The organism is Actinotalea ferrariae (assembly GCF_019733465.1).
Classification (GTDB): Bacteria; Actinomycetota; Actinomycetes; order Actinomycetales; family Cellulomonadaceae; genus Actinotalea; species Actinotalea ferrariae_A.
Genome location: NZ_JACVQL010000092.1, coordinates 1 through 21,228, shown reverse-complemented (window position 1 = coordinate 21,228; position 21,228 = coordinate 1). Strand labels below are relative to the sequence as shown.

Sequence of the window (21,228 nt, the reverse complement as noted above, 5' to 3'; positions counted from 1 at the left end):
ACGCCGGCGCGCGGGTCGTCGCCGACGGAGCGCCCGAGGACGACGACGTCCGCGACGCGCTTCTGTCCGGGGCGCACGTGCTGCGCGCCGACGCGGCGGAGGCCGCGCTCCTCCTCGGGCGCGAGCCGTCGGGCGTGGACGAGACGGTCGACGCGGCGCGCGAGCTGCAAGCACGCGGCCCCGACGTCGTCGCGCTGGCCGCGGGCACGGAGGCGAACGTCGTCGCGTGGGACGGCGGGCACGTCGTCGTGCCCCTGCTGGACGGCGGTCCCACGGTCGACCCGACGGGCGGTGGGGACGCGTTCGTCGCGGGCCTGACGGCCGCGCTGCTCCGCGGCGAGGACCGGGAGACGGCGGCGTGGTGGGCGTCCGCGGCCGCCGCGCTGACCGTGACGCACGCGGGCGGCCGGCCGGACTACGACCCGGCGGCGATCGAGCGGCTCGTGCGGCGGGAGCGCGGGCGCCGCGTCAGCGGCGGGAACGGCGAGGGGCGAGAGGAAGGGGACGGGCATGGCTGAGCACGAGACGCGCAGCGCGCCGCCGGGGAGCGTGGTCCGTGGGCTGCGCAGCACCGTCGGCCGGGAGAGCACGACGTTCGGGTTCTCGATCCTCGTCACCGTGACGTTCGGGCTGCTCCAGGCCATGGAGGGCAGTCCCGACGTCGGACGCGTCTTCCTGTACGCGATCGGTGCGGTTGCGTCCTTCACCCTGCTCGAGGGCGTGCTCTCGCGCGGGTTCCGTCGGCCGATGCCGCAGCACCGCACCGAGGTCCAGGCCGCGGGCACGAGTCTGAACCTCGTGTCCGTCCTCGGCGGGCTGGGTGCGGCGTGGCTGCTCGGCAGCGCGATGTCCGGACCGGGTGTGTGGGTCCTGGCGCCGTTCGTCTCCGCGACGGTCTACCTCGTGCTCGAGAGCCTCGAGACCGCGCTCGGAGAACGACTCCTGCACCGCGCGGGCGACGATCAGGCGACGGAGGTCAGCCCGTGACGCGACCCGCCCTCACCGGGTGAGGCGGACCGGTCCCGCGTCGATCCGCGTGCGGAAGAGCGCGTAGGGCTTGACCCGCTCGTCCCGGCCCGCGCGGTAGGTGGCCTGCCGGTGGAGCTGGTTGGCGGTGACGTACATCCACCCGTCGGCGACGGACATCGTGTCCGGCCACAGCAGCCGCGGGTCGTGCACCACGGTCTCGAACGACCCGTCCGGCAGGCGCCGCAGCACCGCGTCGTGCTCGTAGTCCGTGAGGTAGAGGCGGCCGTGGTCGTCGGTCTCCAGGCCGTCGGAGCCCGCGCCCTTGTCACCCTCGTCGCGGACCGTCGCTGCCACCGCGTCGTCGTCCAGGGAGCGGTCGACGAGCGCGTCGACGGACACGCTCCACCAGCGGCGCGACGCGAGCGGGCAGTAGACGAGGCGCTCGCCGTCGGCCGTGATCGCGATGCCGTCGGCCCCCATCGCGACGGGCTCGGCCGGCTCGTCGGTGCTCGGCTGCTGCACGAACGGCCGCCCCTCGACGACGGGCCGGAACTCCTGCCACGGGAGGGCCTTCGTCGACGGGTGCTCGTGCAGCCGCCGCCACGCGTCGCCCGTGGCGAGGTCGACGACGATGATCCCGTTCGGCCCGGAGTCCGAGGAGTCCGTGATGAACGCGACCCCGGCCTCGCCGCGGCGCAGGTCGAAGCGCACGTCGTTGAGGTACGTGCTCGGCAGGGCGACGTCGGACGCGAACGTGATGACCTGCGCGACCTCGTCGGTCTCGAGGTCGACGCGCACCAGCTTGGGGCCGCCCGGCGTCGTGGGCCGGAACTGCGGGCTGCCGGTGTCGAGCACCCAGAGCCGGTCCGCCGGGTCGACGACGACGCTCTGCACCGACACGAAGGCCGTCGCGTCGTCGTCGCCCGACGGCGTGTTCCACGCCTCGCTCGGGTAGGGCACCGCGGCGCCGTCGCGCAGCTCCGTGACGGTCGCGGGCACGTCGTCGCCCCACAGCGGGTAGTTGACGAAGACGCGGCCGGTCCGCGAGACCGTGACGCCCGTCGGCATCGGTCCCTCGAACGCGTGCACGAGCTCGAGCTCGCCCACGGGCTGCTCCTCCGGCGTGCTCATGCCGCCTGGCCCGGGCGGAGCAGCACCTTGGTCCAGCCGTCCTCGCGCTCGTCGAACCGCTCGTAGCCCTCGACGGCCTGGTCGAGGGACAGCTCGTGGGACACGATGAACGACGGCGTGGCGCGGCCCGCGACGATGAGGTCGCGCAGGTGGCGGTTGTAGCGCATGACGGGCGCCTGGCCGGTGCCCATGTGCTGGCCCTTGGTGAAGAAGGTGCCGTAGTCGAAGCCGACGCGCCCTTCCTTCGCGCCCTCGTCCGCGGCCTCCGGGTCCTGCGGCACGTAGACGCCGACGACGCCGATGCCGCCCGTCGTCCGGACGACCTGGACGAGGTTGTCGAGCACGAGCTCGGGGTGCTCCTCGCCCGACGGGTCGTGCGCCTGGTACCCGACGGCCTCGACGCCGCAGTCCGTCCCGCGGCCGTCGGTCGCGTCCATGATCTGCTCGACGGGGTCGCCGGCCGAGAGGTCGACGCCGAGCGCGCCGATGCTCTCCGCGAGGCGCAGGCGGTCGGCCTCCTTGTCGACCACGAAGACGCGGGACGCGCCACGGATCAGCGCGCTGTGCGCCGCCATGAGGCCGACCGGACCCGCGCCGAAGACGGCGACGTCGTCGCCCGGCTGCATGCGCGCGAGCTCGGTCCCGTGCCAGCCGGTCGGGAAGATGTCGCTGAGCATCGTGAAGTCGTTCTCGTGCTCGGTACCGGGCGGCAGCTCGAGCAGGTTGACGTCCGCGAAGGGCACGCGCAGGTACTCGGCCTGGCCGCCGTCGTACGGGCCCATGTTCGCGTAGCCGTAGGCGGCGCCGTCCATGCCCTCGGTCGGGTTGGTGCGCGTGCAGAACGACGTCCAGCCCTCGAGGCAGTTGCGGCACGTGCCGCACGCGATGTTGAACGGCACGCTGACCCGGTCGCCGACCTTGATCCGCGTGACCGCCGGCCCGACCTCCTCGACGACGCCCATGTTCTCGTGGCCGAGGACCTTGCCCTCCTCGACGGCGGTCCGGCCCTCGTACATGTGCAGGTCGGAGCCGCAGATGTTCGTGGTCGTGATCCGGACGATCGCGTCGGTGGGCTCCTGGAGCTTCGGGTCGGGGACCTCCACGACCTCGACCTGACGCGGACCGCGGTAGACGACTGCGCGCACGGGCTTCTCTCCTCGTTCGGGTGACGGGTGTGCCGGGCCCCACCCCGTGGTCTCGAGGCTCCTGTCCCGCGTCCGAGCATCCGTCGCGCCCGCCGGGGTCGCATCTCGAGCGGTCACGCCCGGTGCTCCGCCCAGAGGCCCGACGGGTCGTCCACCCAGAGTCGTCCGCGCGCGTCGGGCGGCGCGCACGCCGACCGTCCGACGCGCGACGGCGGCCGCGACGGTGTCCACTGGACTCGACCGTGGGAGGACGACGCGGAGGAGGAGGCATGGCGGCGCACGCCGGCGAGAAGGCGCAGAAGACGGGGGACTTCTACTGCGCGAAGTGCGACGAGAAGGTCCACGTGACCTCGGGGCACACGATCCCGAAGTGCCCCAACGGGCACAGCGAGTACGAGACGCGCCGCAACGAGCCCGGCAACAAGTAGCGCCATGTCGGACGGACCGCAGGTCCACGGCCCGCGGCGCGCGGCCCGCCGGGACCGGATCGCCGAGCCGTGGGGTGCACGCACCCCCTACGCGGCGGGTCAGCAGTGGCCGGTGCGCGTCGACACGTTCCTCGCGGACGACCTCACGCCCGACGACGTCGACCGCTGGGTGCAGACGGCGTCGATCCTGCACTCGAACGGGGACGCGATCGACATCGCCGTCAAGGACGGTCGCGTCGTCGGCGTGCGAGGCCGGGCCGTCGACCGCGTCAACCGCGGCCGGGTCGACGTGAAGGACCTGTACGGCTGGCAGGCGAACGGCTCGCGCGACCGGCTCACCCGGCCACTCGTCCGCGAGGGCGGCCGCCTCGTCGAGACGGACTGGGACACCGCGATGAACCGCGTCGTCGAGCGCGCCAAGGAGCTGCTCGCGACGCAGGGGCCGTCGGCGATCGGCTTCTACACGAGCGGCCAGCTCTTCGCGGAGGAGTACTACACGCTCGGCGTCATCGCGCACGGCGGCATCGGCACCAACCACGTCGACGGGAACACCCGCCTCTGCACGGCGACCGCCGCCGCCGCGCTCAAGGAGTCCTTCGGGTGCGACGGACAGCCCGGGACCTACGCCGACCTCGACCACGCCGACGTCATCGCGCTCTTCGGCAACAACATGGCCGAGACGCAGTCCGTCACGTGGATGCGCATCCTCGACCGGCTCGCCGGCGACGACCCGCCGGCGATCGTCTGCGTCGACCCGAGGCCGACGCCCGTCGCGCTCGCGGCGACCGTCCACCTCGCGCCCCGACCGGGGACGAACGTCGCCCTCATGAACGGGCTGCTGCACGAGCTGCTGCGCAACGACTGGGTGGACCGCGCGTACGTCGACGCGCACACCGTGGGTGTCGAGGAGCTCGAGGCCTGCGTCGCGGACTACCCGCCGGACGTCGTCGCCCGGATCTGCGACGTGCCCGAGGCGGACCTGCGCGAGGCCGCGCGCCTGCTCGGCACCGCGCAGCGGCTGACGTCGACCGTGCTCCAGGGCTTCTACCAGGCGCACCAGGCGACGGCGGCCGCGGTCCAGGTCAACAACGTGCACCTGCTGCGAGGCATGCTCGGCAGGCCCGGCTGCGGGGTCCTGCAGATGAACGGGCAGCCCAGCGCGGAGAACACGCGCGAGTGCGGCGCCGACGGGGACCTCCCGGGCTTCCGCAACTGGGCGAACCCCGAGCACATCGAGGAGCTCGCGCGGGTGTGGAACGTCGAGCCGAGCGACATCCCGCACTACTCGCCCCCGACGCACGCCATGCAGATGATGCGCTACGTCGAGAACGGGTCGATCCGGATGATGTGGGTCTCGGCGACCAACCCGGCGGTGTCCCTGCCGGAGCTCCGGCGGATCCGGTCGGTCCTCTCCCAGGAGAGCCTGTTCCTCGTGGTCCAGGACCTCTTCCTCACGGAGACCGCCCAGCTCGCCGACGTCGTGCTGCCGGCGGCCACCTGGGGCGAGAAGACCGGCACGTTCACGAACGCGGACCGCACCGTGCACCTGTCGGAGAAGGCGGTCGAGCCGCCCGGCGAGGCCCGGTCCGACCTGGACATCTTCATCGACTTCGCGGCGCGCATGGAGCTGCGCGGCAAGGACGGCACGCCGCTGGTGCACTGGCACGACGCCGAGTCCGCGTTCGAGGCGTGGAAGGAGTGCAGCCGCGGCCGGCCGTGCGACTACACGGGCCTGACCTACGAGCGGTTGCGTGGCGGCAGCGGGATCCAGTGGCCGTGCGACGACGAGCACCCGGACGGCACGGAGCGCCTGTACGCCGACGGGAGGTTCTGGGCGCACCCGGACGTCTGCGAGGACTACGGCCGCGACCTGGTCACCGGGGCGCCGTACGACGCCACGCACTACAGGGCGATGAACCCCGACGGCCGTGCCGTCATCCGCGCCGCGCGCTACCTGACGCCGCACGAGATCCCCAGCGAGGAGTACCCGCTCCAGCTGATCACGGGCCGGACCGTGTACCAGTTCCACACGCGCACGAAGACGGGCCGCTCGCGTCAGCTGCAGGACGCCGCGCCGGAGGTCTGGGTCGAGGTGTCGCAGCCGGACGCGGAGCGCTGGGGCCTCGCGGAGGGGGACCTCGCCGAGGTCAGCACGCCCCGTGGCGCGGTGCAGGCGCGCGTCCGCGTCAGCCGGATCCGCCGCGGGGTGCTCTTCCTGCCGTTCCACTACGGCTACTGGGACACCCCGGGCGGGCACGAGCCCGCTCCCGCGGGCCGCGCCGCGAACGAGCTGACGATCACGGAGTGGGACCCGGCGTCGAAGCAGCCGATCTTCAAGACGGCCGCGGCGGCGATCCGGCTCGTCGCCCGCGGCGACGGCACGCCGTCGGCCGCCCCGACGACGGCGGCGTCGGCGCCCGTCGGGACCCGGGTCGAGGCGACGCGCGGCGGTACCGCCGCGGAGGTGCTCGAGACGACGGGAGCGACGCCATGAAGATCGGCCTGGCACTGCGCGAGCTGCACCGCAGCGAGGCGGACCTGCACCACGAGCTGCTGCAGATCGCCGACCGCCACCGCGTCGACCACGAGATCTACCACGTGGCCCAGGACCTTGCCGCCTGGTCCCGCGACCACCTGCGACGCATCGCGGAGCAGGCCGAGCGCTACGGCGAGCACCTCGACCCGGACGCGCGGGGCGAGAACGGTCTGGTCGCGCGGCTGTGGGACAAGAGCAGCGAGCTCATGGGCCGCTCGTCGGAGGCGGAGCTGCTCATGCTGCGCGACCTGCGCGGCGTCTACCTCAAGGCTTCCGGCGTCTTCGTCGACTGGGAGCTGATCGCCCAGGCCGCGCAGGGCGTGCGGGACACCGAGCTCGTGGACGTGGCGCAGAGCTGCATGGGCGAGACCCAGCGCCAGACCGCGTGGGCCAACGGCAAGCTCAAGGAGTCGGCCACGCAGGCGCTGGTGTCCTGATGTCGGGAGCCGTGACCGCGGACGACGGCGCCCGCGTGGTGGTCCGCCCGATCGGGTCGCCCCTGCCCCTGGGCTTCCTGGCGCTCGTGGTGGCGACGGTCGGCTTCGCCGCCCTGCAGCTGCAGTGGGTGCCCGCGTCGCAGGGCTCGGCTGTCGCCCTCGGCGTCCTCGTCCTCACGGTGCCGCTGCAGCTCCTCGCTTCCGTGCTGGCCTTCCTGGCGCGCGACGTCGTCGCGGGGACGGGGATGGGTCTGCTGGCCGGGACGTGGGGCGCGACGGCGCTCGTCACGCTGACCGGTGCGCCGGGCGCCGCCAGCTCCGGCCTCGGCGTGCTGCTCGTCGCGGCGGGCGTCTCGATGCTGGTGCCGGCAGCGGCCGCCACGTCGAAGCCCGTCGCGGCCGCCGTCATGCTCCTCACCGCGGTCCGCTACACGGTCACCGGCGTCGCGGAGCTCACGGCCGACCGGGCGTGGTTCACCGCCGCGGGCGCCGTCGGCCTGGTGCTGGGCGCCGTCGCGCTCTACGCGGCGCTCGCCTTCGCGCTCGAGGACGCGCACCGCCGGACGGTGCTGCCGCTGGGCCGGCGCGGGTCGGGAGCGGACGTGCTGACCGCGTCCGCGCGGGAGGACCTGCGCGACGTCGCGCACGAGGCGGGGGTCCGACGCCAGCTGTGACCGGCACGGGCGCGTCGCCCCGCCGGCGCCGTCGGCCGGTGCCAGGCTCGGCCAGGTCCGCGCCCCTCGAGCACCCCGACGGAGCACCGTGCGCCCCGAACCCTCCGCGGCCGACGTCGGCCGCGCCGCGTCCTACTTCGTCCGGCGCTCCGAGCGCGTCCTGACCGCGACGCACCGCACCAGCGGCGCGTGGACGACGTCCGAGCAGCACATCAGCCCGCTGTGCGGGCTCGCGGTGCACGAGATCGAGCGGCACGTCGCGGCGTCGACCGGCCGGGCGGGCGACGGCCGGCGGATCGGACGCGTGTCCTTCGACATCCTCGGCCCGGTCGCGGTCGGGGACGTGGAGGTCGACGTCGTCGTCGTGCGGCCCGGCCGGACCGTGGAGCTCGTGGAGGCGGTCGTCTCCGCGCGCGGGCGCGAGGTGCTCCGGGCCCGCGCGTGGCGGATGGCGACCTTCGACACCGCCGAGGTCGCGGGCGGCGCGCCCGACCGCATCCCGGCGCCGGACGAGCTGCCCGAGTGGGACATGACGAGGGTGTGGCCGGGCGACTTCATCGGGTCGCTGCGGGTGCGTCGGTCACCCGCGAGCCGGCCCGGCCGCGGCACGGCGTGGGTCTCGACGGACCTGCCGCTGGTCGCCGACGAGCCCGTGAGCGCGCTCGCGGCCTACGTCGCGCTCGTCGACACCACGAACGGCGCGGCCGTGCGCGAGGCGCCGGACGAGTGGCTCTTCCCCAACCTCGACCTCACCGTCCACCTGCACCGCACGCCCGTCGCCGGGCCGGTCGGCATGGACGTCCACGTGACCTTCGGCGCGGACGGGCTGGGCGTGACGAGCGCCGTGCTGCACGACGCCGAGGGTCCGGTGGGCCGGGCGGCCCAGAGCCTCACGGTCCGACGTCGGCCGCGTCGGGAAGGCTGACCACCGTCAGGTCGCGCTGGATGCCGACGTGCCGCTCGAGGAACGCGCGCTCGTCGAGGCGCTTCCGGCGCAGCCAGGCGGTGACCTCCTCATTGCACTTGCTCGCGTTGCACGAGCGGCACGCGGGCGCGATGTTGGCGAGCGTGTAGCGGCCGCCGCGCGAGATCGGCAGCACGCAGTCGCGCTGGAGCGGCACGCCCGTGGCCCCGCAGTACGCGCAGCCGCCCCACGCCCCGACGAGCGCGGCCCACTGCGCGTCGGTGAGGTCGTGCTCGACGGCGGCCATCCGCCGGCCGCGTCGACGCGCGGCACGAGCGCGCCGGCTTCGGTCGAGGGCCATGGCGCGAGCGTAGCCACGCGGCCGCCCGCAGCCAGGACGGCCGGCCGTCGGGTCCCTCAGCCGGGGTCGGCGCCCGCGAGCCAGGCGAGTGCGCCGTGCGCCGCGGCGACGCCGCTGCTGAACGACGCCTGGAGCAGGTAGCCGCCGGTCGGCGCCTCCCAGTCGAGCATCTCCCCGGCCACGAACGAGCCGGGCAGGCGGCGGAGCATGAGGTGGTCGTCGACCTCGGACCACGCGACGCCGCCCGCGGTGGAGATGGCGCGCTCGAGCGGCATGGTGCCCGTCACGAGCACCGGCACGGCCTTGATCAGGGCGGCGGTTGCGGCGGCGTCGTCGGGGAGCGTGCCGCCGGTCGCCTCGCGCAGCAGGCCGGTCGCGACCGGGTCGAGCCCGGTCGAGCGGCGGAGCCAGGACGAGGCCGAGTCCTTCGGGCGGCGCTGCCGCAGCCGGTCGGCGAGCCGGCCGACGGCGACGTCGGGCCGCAGGTCCACCTCGAGGACGCAGCGGCCGTCGGCGTCGAGCGCCTCGCGGATCGCGACCCCGCTCGCGTAGACGGGGCCGCCCTCGAGGCCGCTCGTGGTGACCATCGCGTCGCCGCGCACGGGCGGCGCGTCGCGCCCGCGGACGCTCAGCGCCACGTGCTTGAGCGGGGTTCCGGCGAACCGTGCCGCGAACGTCTCCGTCCACCCGACGCGCACGCCGGTGTTGGCGGGCCGCAGCGGCGTCACGGCGACCCCGCGCTCGGTGAACGGACCCACCCAGCCGCCGTCGGACCCCAGCCGGGGCCACGACGCGCCGCCGAGCGCCAGGACCGCCACGTCGCACGCGACCTCCGTCCGGGTGCCGTCCGCCTCCACGAAGGCGAGCCCGACGGCGCCGTCGGCCGAGCCCGGCGGGTCGGTCCAGCCGGTCCAGCGCTGCCGCGTGCGCACGACGACGCCCAGCTCGGCGAGCCGTGCGCGCCACGCGCGCAGCAGCGGGGTCGCGCGGAACGCCTCGGGGAACACCCGCCCGCTCGTCCCGACGAACGTCAGCTCGCCGAGCCCGGCGCACCACGCGCGGAGGTCCTCGGGACCGAACGCGTCGATCATCGGCGCGAGGCGCCCGGCCGAGCCGCCGTACCGCGCGAGGAAGGGCTCGCGCGGCTCGGTGTGGGTGAGGTTGAGGCCGCCGTGCCCGGCCATGAGGAGCTTGCGACCCACGGAGGGCATGCGCTCGTGGACGGTCACCGCGACGCCCGCACGCGCGAGGACCTCCGCCGCGACGAGGCCGGACGGCCCTCCACCGACGACGCTCGCGGTGCTCACGCGCGGTCCGCGACGGCGTCGTGCCCGAGGTGGTCGACGTGCTCGGGCCGGGCGCTGGCCATGGCCGTCCTCCACTGCTCGGGTGTGCGCTGCACGTCAAGCACGGTACCGAGCGGTGACGCGAGTCGAGGTCGCGCCGTCAGCTCGCGCCCGACACCGTCCGCAGCCAGTCCTGGGCCCGCTCGAGCAACGCACGCGCGGCAGGGGTGTCCTTGGCCCAGTTCTCGAAGCCGTGCGGCGCTCCGCCCACCACGTCGACGGTGACCGGGACGTCGGCCGCAGCCAGCGCTTCGGCGTAGGCCTGGTCCTCCTCGGCGAAGAGCTCGATGTCGCCCCAGGTGATGAAGGTGGCCGGCAGGCCGCTGAGGTCGGCTCGACGCGCGGGGACCGCGTACGAGGGCACGGCGGCGCGGCCGGGTTCGTGGCCCAGGTAGCCGGACCAGCCGTCGCGGTTCGCCTCGTTGTCCCAGACGAAGTGCTTCACCGGGTCCAGTTCGCGACGGGCCGCAGTGCGGTCGTCGAGCATCGGTGCGAACAGCCACTGACCGCGCGGCTGGACCCCGCCGTCGTCGTGGATCCGCTGCACGAGGGCGGCCGCCAGGCCGGCGCCGGCGCTCTCGCCGCCGACGACGATGCGCTCCGGCGTCACTCCGAGCTCGGCGGCGTGGCCGAGCAACCAGTGCCACGCCGCCCCGACGTCGTCGTGTGCCGCAGGGAAGGGGTGCTCCGGGGCGAAGCGGTAGTTCGCGGAGACGATGACGATCCCGAGTCGTTCCGCGGTGGACAGGCAGAGCGCCTCGTCCTGCTTCGCGTCCCCGAAGAGCAGGCCGCCGCCGTGGACCCAGAGCAGGCCGGCGCCGCTGCGGGGGCCGGCGGGTTCGTAGATCCGGAGCCGGACCGACCCGGCGCGGGCCGACCGCACCCGCACGGCGGCTGAGCGGGGGACGCGCATGATGCGGACCATCGTCCGGACCAGCCAGCGCGGCGCCGAGAACTGCGCGCGCTTCATCGGCTGGCGCAGCTCGGGAAGCACGTGCTCGATCTCCACCCGCACCCCTCCCGGTCGGACCCGGCGATGCGCCGTCGGTCGCGCACGCTAGCTCGTCCGGGTCAGAGGTGGACGACCCCTGAGCGATCGGCGGCGTGTCCCGGCAGGAGCCCGGCCCGGAGGACCGGCGTCAGTAACGGGTCACGTAGTTGAACCGGTAGTACGGGTTGGGGTCGTAGATCCCGGGGGCGATCTCGTAGATGAACGAGTAGCAGGACTTCGAGATCCGGACGAACGACGAGGCGCCGTAGGCCCTCTGGGCGTCGCGGCACTGGCTCATCGTGGAGTACGCCGGGCTCTGGGCGGCCGAGGCCGGAGCCGCGAGCGCACCCCCCAGCGCCGTGGCGGTCAGCGTCGCGATCGCGAGGCTCCGGGCCATGCGTCGACGAGCCGTCGTCGTGCGTGCCATGTGACTCTCCTTCTCCGCGTCGGCGACCGACGCGTGGTGCAGATCAGGACGCCATGGAGGCTACGGGCGCGGGGCCGTGAGGGCGCGGCGGCGAGGTGCAGCCCTGACGGGGGTGCTGCGGAGAAGGCCTGGCGACGAGGAGCCGGAAGCCCGGGTCGACCCGCGGGCGGCGACGATGGGAGCGGGTGACGGGAATCGAACCCGCGCTATCAGCTTGGGAAGCTGAAGTTCTGCCACTGAACTACACCCGCGAGCACCCGCCTGGGCGGGTGCGCGGACCGATCATACCCACCCTCGGCGGCACACCCGCGACCCCCGCCCGGCGCCCTCGCCCCGGCGCGTGCCCGTGGGGAAGGGTTGCGGTCGCCATGCGTGCGCAAGCCTTCCCGAAGCGGCGGGGAGGGCCGCACCAGCACCCGCCGCGCCATCGTCAACAGCGCTTGTCCACAGGGCTGGGCACAGATTCCCGCACGAGCGCCGTCGCCTGTGGACAGCGCTGTGCATGGAGAAGCTGCGCGCCGCTGACCTCCTACGACGCGTCGACGAGGTCCGCGTACTCCTCGTGGCGACGCACGTACGCGGCCACGAACGGGCACTGCGCGACGACGCGCAGGTCGCGCGAGCGGACGTCGTCGAGCGCCCAGCGGACCAGCGCCGAGCCGACCCCGCGGCCCTCGACGGCGTCGTCCACCTCGGTGTGGGTGAAGACCACCCGTCCGTCCGTCTCGCGCGCGTACGCGACCCCGACGTCCTCGCCGTCGAGCGTCGCGACGTAGCGCGACCCGTCGCGACGGACCTGGACGTCGTCGGTGCCTGCCGTGCCGGTGCTGTCCTCGCTCATGCGGTCACGCTACGTCCGGAGCCCGGCAGCGGCTCGGGCTGGCGGCCCGTGCGGGTCGCGTACGCGCGCCGCATCTTGACGTAGTTGCCGCAGCCCGCCATCGAGCACCACCGCCGGGCCTGGTTGCGCGAGGCGTCGTAGAAGGCCCAGCGGCACGTGTCGCGCGCGCACACCTTGAGCCGTTCCCAGGTGCCGTCCTCGGCGCTGCGCCGCACGGCGTCGAGGAGCTCGGCGAGCGCGACGTCGAACCCGGCGGTGCCGGCGGCCACGAGCCGCTGCCCTCCGCCGACGAACGCGACGCGCACCGGTCGGGCCGCGAGGACGTCGTTGAGGGCGTCGACCGCTGCCGCGTCGGGCTCGTGCCCCGCGTGGTCGAGCAGCACGTTGCGCAGACCCTCGCGGACGGTCACGGCCGTCCGCAGGTCCTCGGGCGAGAGCACGACGTCGGCCGGCAGCAGCGAGCGCGCGGCGAACCAGTCGCGCACCGTCTCCGCGCTCGCGAGCGACTCCTCGTCGACCTGCGGCTCGTAGGTGTTGACGAAGTCCCGGACCAGGCGGGCGGCCGGCGGGACCAGTGCGTCGTCGTCCATGTCGCCTCCTCTCAGATCGAAGCGCTTCTACACCACAGCGCTTTCACACCACCGTACGCCCTTGACAGGTGTAGCGGGCGGTGAGAGCGTCGAAGTACACCACCAAACGGCATTAGCCGGTGTAGGAGGGCGCGACCATGGTCCAGACGACGACAGTCCGCAGCGTGCCGACCGCCGCACGCCGAGCGCCCGGCGCGGGAGCTCCGCCGCGACCGCCCGAGCTGCCCCGGCCCGCCGCGCCGGCGGCGTCACGACCTGGGACGCCGCGCCGCCGCCGGGGCGCGTGGGGCGCGCTCCGGCGTGCACTCGCCGAGCTGCTCGGCGTCCTCGAGCAGCACTGGTCGACGATGCTCATGTGGCGCCTGTGACCCACGGCGACGGTCCGCAGCCCCGCACACCCGGCCCCTCCGAGCTGAGGGGCGGTCGGGACCCGGTGTGGTCGGCACCCGGTGTGGCCCGCGTCACCCGCTAGCGTGTCGCCGTGCTGCTCTCCGACCGCGACATCCGCGCCGAGCTCGACTCCGGGCGCATCCTGCTCGACCCCTACGAGCCGACGATGCTCCAGCCGTCGAGCATCGACGTGCGGCTCGACAAGTTCTTCCGGTTGTTCGACAACCACAAGTACCCGTTCATCGACCCGTCGCAGGACCAGCCGGACCTGACCCGGCTGGTCGAGGTCGAGCCGGACGAGCCGTTCATCCTGCACCCCGGCGAGTTCGTGCTCGGCTCGACGTTCGAGGCGGTCACGCTGCCCGACGACGTCGCCGCCCGGCTCGAGGGCAAGTCCTCGCTCGGCCGTCTCGGGCTCCTCACGCACTCGACCGCGGGCTTCATCGACCCGGGCTTCACGGGCCACGTGACGCTCGAGCTCTCCAACGTCGCGACGCTGCCCATCAAGCTGTGGCCGGGCATGAAGATCGGCCAGATGTGCTTCTTCCGTCTGTCCTCGCCGGCCGAGGTGCCCTACGGCTCGGCCGCCTACGGCTCGCGCTACCAGGGCCAGCGCGGCCCGACGGCGTCGCGCTCGTTCCAGAACTTCCACCGCAGCCCGGTCTGACCGCGCTGTGCCGCCGGACCGCGTGACCGCCGGACCGCGTGACCGGCGGACCGCGTGACCGGCGGACCGCGTGACCGGCGGACCGTGTGACCGCCTGACTGCCGGGCAACCGGTGCGACTCACGCCCGCAACACACCGGACCTAGGCTGCCCCGCATGCCGTATCCCGCCCTGGAACCCGCCGACGTCGCCGACCACCACCTGCTGGTGCTCCCGGGCGACGTCGGGCCGGACGAGGTCGAGGTGCTCGCGGTGAGCCGCTTCCCGCGCGCGGCGTGGGAGCGGCAGCCGAGCGCGCAGGCCCCGCGCCCGACGGGCGGGGCACGCGGCCTGCGCACGGGCGCGGCGCCCCCCGGTGCCCTCCGGCTGTCGCGGCACAGCGTGCTCGTCGGGCCGTTCACGGTCGACCGGCTGACCGCCGTCACCCTCGGCGTCCCCGCCTCCGCCGGGGTCGCGTACGTCGTCGAGGCGCCGGTCGAGCGCGGCGATCGCCCGTTCCCGCACGGCGGCGACCGGGACGGGCTGCGTCGCGCGTTCCCCGAGGGGCTGCCGGTCCGGGACGAGGAGCGCACGGTCACCTGGCTCATCGCCGCCGCGCGTCGGCTGGGCGGCGCCGTGCGGACCGGCGCCCGCGGCGGGAGCCCGGCGACGCTCCTCGTGCCCGAGCCCGCGGCCGCCGTCGACCTCACCGTCTGGACGGACATCTGGCTCGAGCCCGACGCCGCGCTCGCCGTCGCGCGCCAGGCGCTGCCCCGCGCGTACCTCAACCTGCCGACGCCGCACTGGTCCGGCCCGCGCCGGCACGCCGAGCCCGTGCCGGGCACCGCGCCGCTCACGCCGGAGATGCGCCGCGGGCTGCACGCCGCGGCGGACGAGCACGACATCAGGGCCCTCGTCGAGCCGCCGCCCATGACCGGCTACGGGGCGCTGGCGGACCTCGACCTCGACGGGATGATCGCGCTCGAGGTGGCCGGCGAGACGCGCGTGCCGCCCGTCATCGCGCAGGTGCCGTGGGCCGCCGAGGGCGCCGTCGCCTACCGCGTGCGGTGGGAGCCGCCGGACCTCGCGGACCGCGAGCACGAGCGCCCGCCGCTCCAGCACAAGGTCGCGCGCGGCCGGGCGACGCCGTTGGTCGTGGCCCTCACGCGCGCCGTGCACAAGGCCGTCGGCGGCGAGATCACCGACGCGATGGAGTTCATCGTCGACCCGGCAGACCTCTGACGGCTCAGACGTCGGCCTCCCACGCGGCCCGCGGCTCGGTGACCCACCGCTCGACCTCGACCGCGGCGTCCGGCGGGAGCTGCGCGCGCACGTGATCGGCCGCGGCGACGTAGTCCTCGGCGGTCTCTGCCATGCCGGCCGTCGCGAAGAAGCCCGCCTCGCGGTCGAGGGTCGCGAGCAGCGCCCCGACCTCGGACGACGACGCGGCGACCTCGAGGTCCGTGCCCGGGCCGGCGTCGGCGGCGACCTCGCCCAGCCGGTCGAAGAGGTCCTCGGCACCGACCGTCCACGTGTGGTCGTCGAGCCCGCGCTCCCAGCCGCTCTCGAACTGCTCGATCAGGGACAGCACGACCGGCTCGACGTCGTCCGCGGCGATCACGAGGACGACCTCCTCGTCCGATCCGCTCGGCGTCGCCGGGACGGGGCCGGCGGTGGGGCCGCTGGCCGGGCCGGCCGCGGCGGACGACGGCGCCGCCTCACGCTCCTTCGGCCCGGCGGTGGCCTCCGGTCCCGCGCAGCCGCCGAGCGCGACCGCGACGAGCGCCGCGAGCGCCACCCGCGCCGACGTCGGCCTCCGTCTCGTCGCGCTCATCCGGCGCCCCCTTCGCTCGGGGACGAACGCTACGTGCGTCGGGCCGGGCGCGGACGCGCCTCGGGGCAGCGTCACCTGGTCGGACCAGCGCCCGACGGTCCAGGGATGCTCGAGCCGGCGGTGCCCAGCCGTGCTCAGGCCTGGGGCGGGCGGACGGCGTCGAGCAGCAACCGGGCGACGTCGAGCACCTCGGGCTTCGCCGTCGGGGTACCGGCGGCTTCGGCCGCCGACGACGCCGCGGCGACGCCGTCGGTCAGCATGATCGTGCAGAAGGGGCAGGCGGTCGCGATCGCCGACGCACCCGTCCCGAGCGCCTCGGCGGCGCGGTCGGTCGAGATGCGGGTGCCGGTCGTCTCCTCCATCCACACGCGCGCGCCGCCGCCGCCGCAGCAGAACGACCGCTCCTTCGTGCGCGGCATCTCGGCCAGCCGCACCCCGGGGAGCGCACCGAGCAGGTCCCGCGGGGGCGTGTAGACCTGGTTGTGCCGGCCCAGGAAGCAGGGGTCGTGGTAGGTCACGACGTCAGGGCTCGCCCCGGCACCCGCACCGTCGGCACCCGCGCCGTCTGCCCCTGCGGTCGGCGCGGCGAGGCCCGCACCCTCCCCGCCGTCGGCCGGCCGCGGCACAGGCGTCAGCCTGCCCTCGCGGACCAGGCGGTCGAGCAGCTCGGTGTGGTGGACGACGTCGTACCGGCCGCCGAGCTGCGGGAACTCGCGCGCGATGGTGTTGAAGCAGTGCGCGCACGTGACGACGATGCGCTGCGCCCTCGCCTCCGTGAGCGCCTCGACGTTGGCCTGCGCGAGCATCTGGAAGAGGAACTCGTTGCCGGCCCGCCGCGCCGGGTCACCGCTGCAGGACTCGCCGTCGCCCAGCACCGCGAAGCTGACGCCCGCGATGTCGAGCAGCTCCGCGACCGCACGCGTCGTCTTCTTCGCGCGGTCCTCGTACGCACCCGCGCAGCCCACCCAGAACAGGTAGTCGACCTCGGACGCGTCCTCGACGTCGCGCCCGACGACGGGCACCGCGAACGGCAGGCCCTTCGCCCAGTCGAGGCGCTGACGGGCCGGCAGGCCCCACGGGTTCGACTGCCGCTCGAGCTTGGTGAACATCGGCCCGAGCTCGTCGGGGAACGCGGACTCCATGAGCACCTGGTTGCGGCGCAGGTCGACGACGTGGTCGACGTGCTCGATGTCCACCGGGCACTGCTGCACGCACGCGCCGCACATCGTGCAGTCCCACAGCGCCTGCGGGTCGACGACGTCGCCCACGAGCGTGAGCACGTCGAGCGACGCGTGCGCGTCCTCCGGTGCCGCACCGCCGTCGGCGGCCCCCCGCCCCAGGCCGGCCCACGGGACCGGCACGTGCCCGGTCGTCGCGGTGTGCCCTGCGGGCTCCGTGGACGCGTTCGCGGCCGCCCGGAGGTACGGCGCCGTCGCGTACGCGTGGTCGCGCAGCGCGGTGACGACGAGCTTGGGGGACAGGGGCTTGCCCGTGTTCCACGCGGGGCACTGCTCCTGGCAGCGCCCGCACTCGGTGCAGGTCGAGAAGTCGAGCAGGCCCTTCCACGTGAAGTCCTCGATGCGGCCGACGCCGAGCCGCGCGTCCTCGGGCAGCTCGTCGACCTTGTCGAAGTCGACCGCCTCACCGCCGATGCGCACGGGCGGCACCGGCCCGAGCGCGGGGCGCCCGTCGACCTCGCGCCGGGCCCACACGTTGACCACCGCGAGGAACCGGTGCCACGAGACGCCCATCGCCGGCCTCCGCCCGACGACGACCATCCACGCCATCGAGATCAGGATCTTCACCAGCGCGACGCCGACGACCCAGGCCTCCACCTGCTCGACGGGCCAGTCGGCGAACAGCAGGTCGCCCAGCCACGCCGTGAGCGGGAACCGCGCGGCGTGGGGGTTGACGAGGTAGAACTCGCCGTCGACGACCGTGTACGCGAACCAGAACTGGTCGTCGAGCACCAGCCGGTACTCGAGGGCACGCAGCAGGAGCACGCACGTCACGACGCCCAGGACGATCGCCTCGACGACGTACGCCTGGCCCCAGTTCGAGCCGAAGAAACGCGAGGCGCGCATCCCGGGCGGGGCCATGTCGCCCGCCGGCGGGGTCACGGCGGCCGACGGTCTGCCGGCGGCGCCCCGCCCGTTGCGCGGGTGCTCGCGCTGCCGCACGAGCACGAGGAGCACGATCCCGACGAGGGACGACCAGGCGATCGCCTCGGTCGCCCACTCGAACGGGAGCAGCACGCCCCAGGCCGGCGGCGCGAACCGGGGGGCCAGGAGCTGCACGTAGGCCGTGAGAAGCGTGAGGAAGAGGAGCGGGAAGCTCATCATGACGACCCAGTGCGCGACCCGCACGAGCGGCCGGTGCTGGAAGCGCCCGTGGCCCAGGACCTCCTTGACCACGAGCCAGGTCCGCCGCCACGGCTCGTCGGTGCGCCCTGCCGCCGGGCCCCCGCGGCGCACGGTCCGGACGATGGCGCGCACGCCGAGGGCGAAGGTCCACACGCCCACGACGGTCGCGACCAGCGCGACGGCCAGGGCGGTCAGCTGCAGGGCGGCCACGGCGTCACGCTAGCCGCTCGGCCGTCGTGCGCCCTGGGCCCTCGCCGGAGCCGCGCGGCGGCTGCCGCGGCCCCTGGTCCGGCCGCCGACCTCGAGGCCGACGCCCGGCCATCGCTTGACCTTGGATTGACCTGCCCGCGACGCCCCGCTGACGCGTCCCGGTAGACTGCTCGCATCCTGGGGCGCCGTGGCGCACGCACGTGACGAGTCCTGGGGACCGGCGGGGTTCCTCGCCACCCATCGACCACACGACGCCCTGCGCCGCCGTACCCACGGCCGCATCGGGCCGACCGACCGACCGACCACCCGCCCTCACAGGACGGAGCGGACGTGCTGCTGCTGCTCGCGGTTCACCTCCTCGTGGCCGTCGGCGCGCCCGCACTCGCCCGCCTCCTCGGTCGCCGTGTCTTCCTGGTGCTGGCGCTCGCGCCGGCGTCGGCCGCGGTCTGGGCGCTCGCGCACACCGAGGCGGTCATGGCCGGCGACGGGCCGGTCGAGGTGGTCGAGTGGGTGCCCGCGCTCCAGATGGAGCTCGCGTTCACGCTCGACACGCTCTCCTGGCTCATGGTGCTGCTCGTGGGCGGCGTCGGGGCCCTCGTGCTCGTCTACTCGTCGGCGTACTTCTCGTCGTCGGCGTCGGGCCTCGGCCGCTTCGGCGGGGTGCTCGTCGCGTTCGCCGGCTCGATGCTCGGCCTGGTCACGACCGACGACATGCTCCTCCTGTACGTGTTCTGGGAGGCCACGACCGTCTTCTCGTACCTGCTGATCGGCCACTACGCGGACCGGAAGGCGTCCCGTCGTGCTGCCATGCAGGCCATCATCATCACGACCGCGGGCGGGCTCGCGATGCTCGTGGGCGTCGTCATGCTCGGCGAGACGGCGGGCACCTACCGGATCTCGGAGGTCGTCGCGTCGCCGCCCGCGGGCACGGCCGTGACGGTCGCGGTGGTGCTGCTCCTCGTCGGCGCGGTGAGCAAGTCCGCCCTCGTGCCCCTGCACTTCTGGCTCCCGTCCGCGATGGCGGCGCCGACGCCGGTCTCCGCGTACCTGCACGCGGCCGCGATGGTCAAGGCCGGCGTCTACCTCGTCGCCCGGTTCGCCCCCGGCTTCGCCGAGCTGACGGCGTGGCAGGTGGTCGTCCTCACGCTGGGCAGCTGGACGCTCGTCCACGGGGGCTACCGCGCGCTGCGCCAGTACGACCTCAAGCTCGTCCTCGCGTTCGGCACGGTCAGCCAGCTGGGCCTGCTCGTGCTGCTCGTCGGGTCCGGGTCGCGGGCCGCGGCCCTCGCCGGCATCGCGATGCTGGGCGCGCACGCGATGTTCAAGGCGTCCCTGTTCCTCACGGTCGGCGTCGTCGACGCCGCGACCGGCACGCGTGACCTGCGCCGCCTGTCCGGCGTCGGCCGCGAGCTGCCCATCACGGCCGCGACGGGTGCGCTCGCGACGGCGTCGATGATCGGGCTGCCGCCGTTCGCCGGCTACGTCGCCAAGGAGGCAGCGCTCGAGGCCCTCCTGCACGACGCCGGCACCCTCGGCGGCACGCTCGTCGTCGGCGCCATGGTCCTCGGCTCCGCCCTGACCGTGGCCTACGGGCTCCGGTTCTGGTGGGGGGCGTTCGGGCGCAAGTCCGACGTGGAGCGGTCGTCGTCGTCCCGCCCGACGCCCGCCGTCACGCCCGCGGGCCACGAGCCCGCCCCCGCGGGCGAGCTGAAGCTCGACGAGCCGGCCACCGTGAGCCGCCCCTCGCTCGTGCTCGTGCTGCCCGCGGCGATCCTCGCGGTGCTGGGGCTCGCCGCCGCGCTCGTGCCGTCGTTCGGCGAGGAGCTCCTGAGCCCCTACGCGAACACCCTGCCGGGCGACCCGGGCCACCTCGCCCTGTGGGCCGGCGTGACGCCCGCCCTGGCCCTCACGGCCGTGATCCTCACGCTGGGCGGGGCGATGTTCTGGTGGCGCGCCGCCGTCGAGCGCGCCCAGGCCCGCGCGAGCGTCCGGCTCGAGGCGGACACGGTCTACCGCCGCACGATGCGCCGGCTCGACGACTTCGCGGCCGACGTCACGGCCGTCACGCAGCGTGGCTCGCTGCCCCTGTACGTCGGCACGATCCTCGTCGTCTTCGTGGCGCTCGGGAGCAGCGCGCTGCTCACGGGTCCCGTGCTCGAGGACCCCGCGGTGCGGGCCTGGGACACGCCCGTCCAGGTGCTCGCGGGCGGGCTCAGCGCCGTCGCGGCCATCCTCGCCGCGCGGGCACGCCGCCGCCTCAAGGCGGTCATCCTCGCCGGTGCGAGCGGGTACGGCGTCGGTGCGATGTTCCTGCTGCACGGTGCACCCGACCTCGCGCTCACGCAGGTGCTGGTGGAGACGATCACGCTCGTCGTGTTCGTGCTGGTCCTCCGCAGGCTGCCCGCCTACTTCTCCGTGCGGCCCCTCGCCGCGAGCCGGTGGGTGCGCCTCGCCGTCGGTGCCGCCGTCGGGCTCACCGTCGGCGCGCTCGCCCTCGTCATCCCGAACGCGCGCGTGCACGCGCCCGTGTCCGTGGACTTCCCCGAGGAGGCCTACGTCTTCGGTGGCGGCAAGAACATCGTCAACGTGACCCTGGTCGACATCCGGGCGTGGGACACGATGGGCGAGATCTCGGTGCTGCTCGTCGCCGCGACCGGCGTCGCCTCGTTGATCTTCCTGAGCCGCCGCAGCGGCGACGTGCTGCGGAGCCGCGACGTGGACGAGGACCGGCTGGTCTGGGGCCACGCCCACGACCCCATGGCCGCACTGCGTCGTCGTGGTCAGCGCGAGACGCCGGCCGCCCCGGCACCGGACGACGACGCGCGCGCGGTCGGGGCACTCCCGGCGCGCGGCGCGGACGCGGCGCGCGTGACCGAGGACGCGGACGGCACGGCCGGCCTCACGTCGGACGACGCCGCGACCGACGACGTGGCGCACGACGACGCTCCGCCTGCCGACGCGGCGCCCGACGACGCGACGCCCGAGGCCGGGCCCGAGGACGCCACG

The 21,228-nt window shown here is 74.7% G+C and carries 21 protein-coding genes and 1 tRNA gene; 11 read left to right on the top strand and 11 right to left on the bottom strand.

The features are described 5' to 3' along the window. Together ICW40_RS08185 and ICW40_RS08180 are read left to right on the top strand one after the other, a co-directional pair. Positions 1–518: PfkB family carbohydrate kinase (locus ICW40_RS08185; protein WP_221653339.1), on the top strand; the 518-nt coding region annotated here is incomplete at its 5' end. After that, positions 511–987, top strand: coding sequence for a hypothetical protein (locus ICW40_RS08180; RefSeq protein WP_221653338.1), 477 nt, complete (start codon positions 511–513; stop codon positions 985–987). The genes ICW40_RS08185 and ICW40_RS08180, both read left to right, overlap by 8 nt. Positions 988–999: 12 nt before the next feature. Here ICW40_RS08180 and ICW40_RS08175 read toward each other — a convergent pair whose 3' ends face one another. Together ICW40_RS08175 and ICW40_RS08170 are read right to left on the bottom strand one after the other, a co-directional pair. Then, complete coding sequence (locus ICW40_RS08175; protein ID WP_221653337.1) at positions 1,000–2,100, bottom strand: L-dopachrome tautomerase-related protein; 1,101 nt, start codon at positions 2,098–2,100, stop codon at positions 1,000–1,002. After that, complete coding sequence (locus ICW40_RS08170; protein ID WP_221653336.1) at positions 2,097–3,245, bottom strand: glutathione-independent formaldehyde dehydrogenase; 1,149 nt, start codon at positions 3,243–3,245, stop codon at positions 2,097–2,099. The genes ICW40_RS08175 and ICW40_RS08170 overlap by 4 nt, the downstream gene beginning before the upstream one ends. Positions 3,246–3,514: 269 nt before the next feature. Here ICW40_RS08170 and ICW40_RS08165 point away from each other — a divergent pair, with 269 nt between their 5' ends. The 5 genes from ICW40_RS08165 (at position 3,515) to ICW40_RS08145 (ending at position 8,245) form a co-directional block, all read left to right on the top strand. After that, positions 3,515–3,673: a zinc ribbon-containing protein gene (locus ICW40_RS08165; RefSeq protein ID WP_221653335.1), complete on the top strand. Its 159-nt coding sequence runs from the start codon at positions 3,515–3,517 to the stop codon at positions 3,671–3,673. A gap of 4 nt (positions 3,674–3,677) precedes the next feature. Then, entirely contained in the window at positions 3,678–6,167 is a 2,490-nt protein-coding gene (locus ICW40_RS08160) for a molybdopterin oxidoreductase family protein (protein ID WP_221653334.1), read from the top strand. After that, positions 6,164–6,646 carry a hypothetical protein gene (locus ICW40_RS08155; RefSeq protein ID WP_221653333.1) on the top strand — a complete coding sequence of 161 codons (483 nt, stop codon included), beginning with the start codon at positions 6,164–6,166 and terminating at the stop codon, positions 6,644–6,646. The genes ICW40_RS08160 and ICW40_RS08155 overlap by 4 nt, the downstream gene beginning before the upstream one ends. Continuing rightward, entirely contained in the window at positions 6,646–7,320 is a 675-nt protein-coding gene (locus tag ICW40_RS08150; protein WP_221653332.1) for a hypothetical protein, read from the top strand. Before ICW40_RS08155 ends, ICW40_RS08150 begins: the two co-directional genes overlap by 1 nt. A gap of 88 nt (positions 7,321–7,408) precedes the next feature. Then, positions 7,409–8,245 carry a thioesterase family protein gene (locus tag ICW40_RS08145; RefSeq protein ID WP_308121704.1) on the top strand — a complete coding sequence of 279 codons (837 nt, stop codon included), beginning with the start codon at positions 7,409–7,411 and terminating at the stop codon, positions 8,243–8,245. Here ICW40_RS08145 and ICW40_RS08140 read toward each other — a convergent pair. The 7 genes from ICW40_RS08140 to ICW40_RS08110 form a co-directional block, all read right to left on the bottom strand. Continuing rightward, positions 8,211–8,585 carry an HNH endonuclease gene (locus ICW40_RS08140; RefSeq protein ID WP_221653331.1) on the bottom strand — a complete coding sequence of 125 codons (375 nt, stop codon included), beginning with the start codon at positions 8,583–8,585 and terminating at the stop codon, positions 8,211–8,213. The two genes, ICW40_RS08145 and ICW40_RS08140, sit on opposite strands and share 35 nt — an antisense overlap. A 56-nt stretch (positions 8,586–8,641) precedes the next feature. Further along, a complete protein-coding gene (locus ICW40_RS08135; protein ID WP_221653330.1) occupies positions 8,642–9,892 on the bottom strand; it encodes an NAD(P)/FAD-dependent oxidoreductase in 1,251 nt (416 codons plus the stop codon). Positions 9,893–10,031: 139 nt separating this feature from the next. Then, positions 10,032–10,940 carry an alpha/beta hydrolase fold domain-containing protein gene (locus ICW40_RS08130; protein ID WP_308121703.1) on the bottom strand — a complete coding sequence of 303 codons (909 nt, stop codon included), beginning with the start codon at positions 10,938–10,940 and terminating at the stop codon, positions 10,032–10,034. Between the two features lie 130 nt (positions 10,941–11,070). Further along, positions 11,071–11,349, bottom strand: coding sequence for a hypothetical protein (locus ICW40_RS08125; protein WP_221653329.1), 279 nt, complete (start codon positions 11,347–11,349; stop codon positions 11,071–11,073). 180 nt (positions 11,350–11,529) lie between these two features. Continuing rightward, positions 11,530–11,600: transfer RNA gene (locus tag ICW40_RS08120), tRNA-Gly, on the bottom strand. A gap of 278 nt (positions 11,601–11,878) precedes the next feature. Beyond that, a complete protein-coding gene (locus tag ICW40_RS08115; RefSeq protein WP_221653328.1) occupies positions 11,879–12,190 on the bottom strand; it encodes a GNAT family N-acetyltransferase in 312 nt (103 codons plus the stop codon). Then, positions 12,187–12,780, bottom strand: a complete 594-nt coding sequence (locus ICW40_RS08110; RefSeq protein ID WP_221653327.1) for a CGNR zinc finger domain-containing protein — start codon at positions 12,778–12,780, stop codon at positions 12,187–12,189. Before ICW40_RS08110 ends, ICW40_RS08115 begins: the two co-directional genes overlap by 4 nt. 137 nt (positions 12,781–12,917) lie before the next feature. On the opposite strand from ICW40_RS08110, the gene ICW40_RS08105 reads away from it, so the two are divergent. From ICW40_RS08105 to ICW40_RS08095, 3 genes are all read left to right on the top strand, one after another. Then, positions 12,918–13,148, top strand: coding sequence for a hypothetical protein (locus ICW40_RS08105; protein ID WP_221653326.1), 231 nt, complete (start codon positions 12,918–12,920; stop codon positions 13,146–13,148). Positions 13,149–13,261: 113 nt separating this feature from the next. Continuing rightward, positions 13,262–13,837: a dCTP deaminase gene (gene dcd / locus ICW40_RS08100; RefSeq protein WP_221653325.1), complete on the top strand. Its 576-nt coding sequence runs from the start codon at positions 13,262–13,264 to the stop codon at positions 13,835–13,837. A 155-nt stretch (positions 13,838–13,992) separates the two neighbouring features. Then, positions 13,993–15,057, top strand: a complete 1,065-nt coding sequence (locus tag ICW40_RS08095) for a hypothetical protein (RefSeq protein WP_221653324.1) — start codon at positions 13,993–13,995, stop codon at positions 15,055–15,057. Between the two features lie 4 nt (positions 15,058–15,061). Here the strand turns inward: ICW40_RS08095 and ICW40_RS08090 are convergent, their stop codons facing one another. After that, positions 15,062–15,649, bottom strand: a complete 588-nt coding sequence (locus ICW40_RS08090; RefSeq protein ID WP_221653323.1) for a hypothetical protein — start codon at positions 15,647–15,649, stop codon at positions 15,062–15,064. A gap of 134 nt (positions 15,650–15,783) precedes the next feature. Further along, complete coding sequence (locus ICW40_RS08085) at positions 15,784–18,222, bottom strand: (Fe-S)-binding protein (RefSeq protein ID WP_221653322.1); 2,439 nt, start codon at positions 18,220–18,222, stop codon at positions 15,784–15,786. Positions 18,223–18,552: 330 nt separating this feature from the next. Here ICW40_RS08085 and ICW40_RS08080 point away from each other — a divergent pair. Continuing rightward, positions 18,553–21,228 (top strand): Na+/H+ antiporter subunit A (locus ICW40_RS08080; protein ID WP_221653321.1); only part of this gene is annotated, 2,676 nt, incomplete at its 3' end.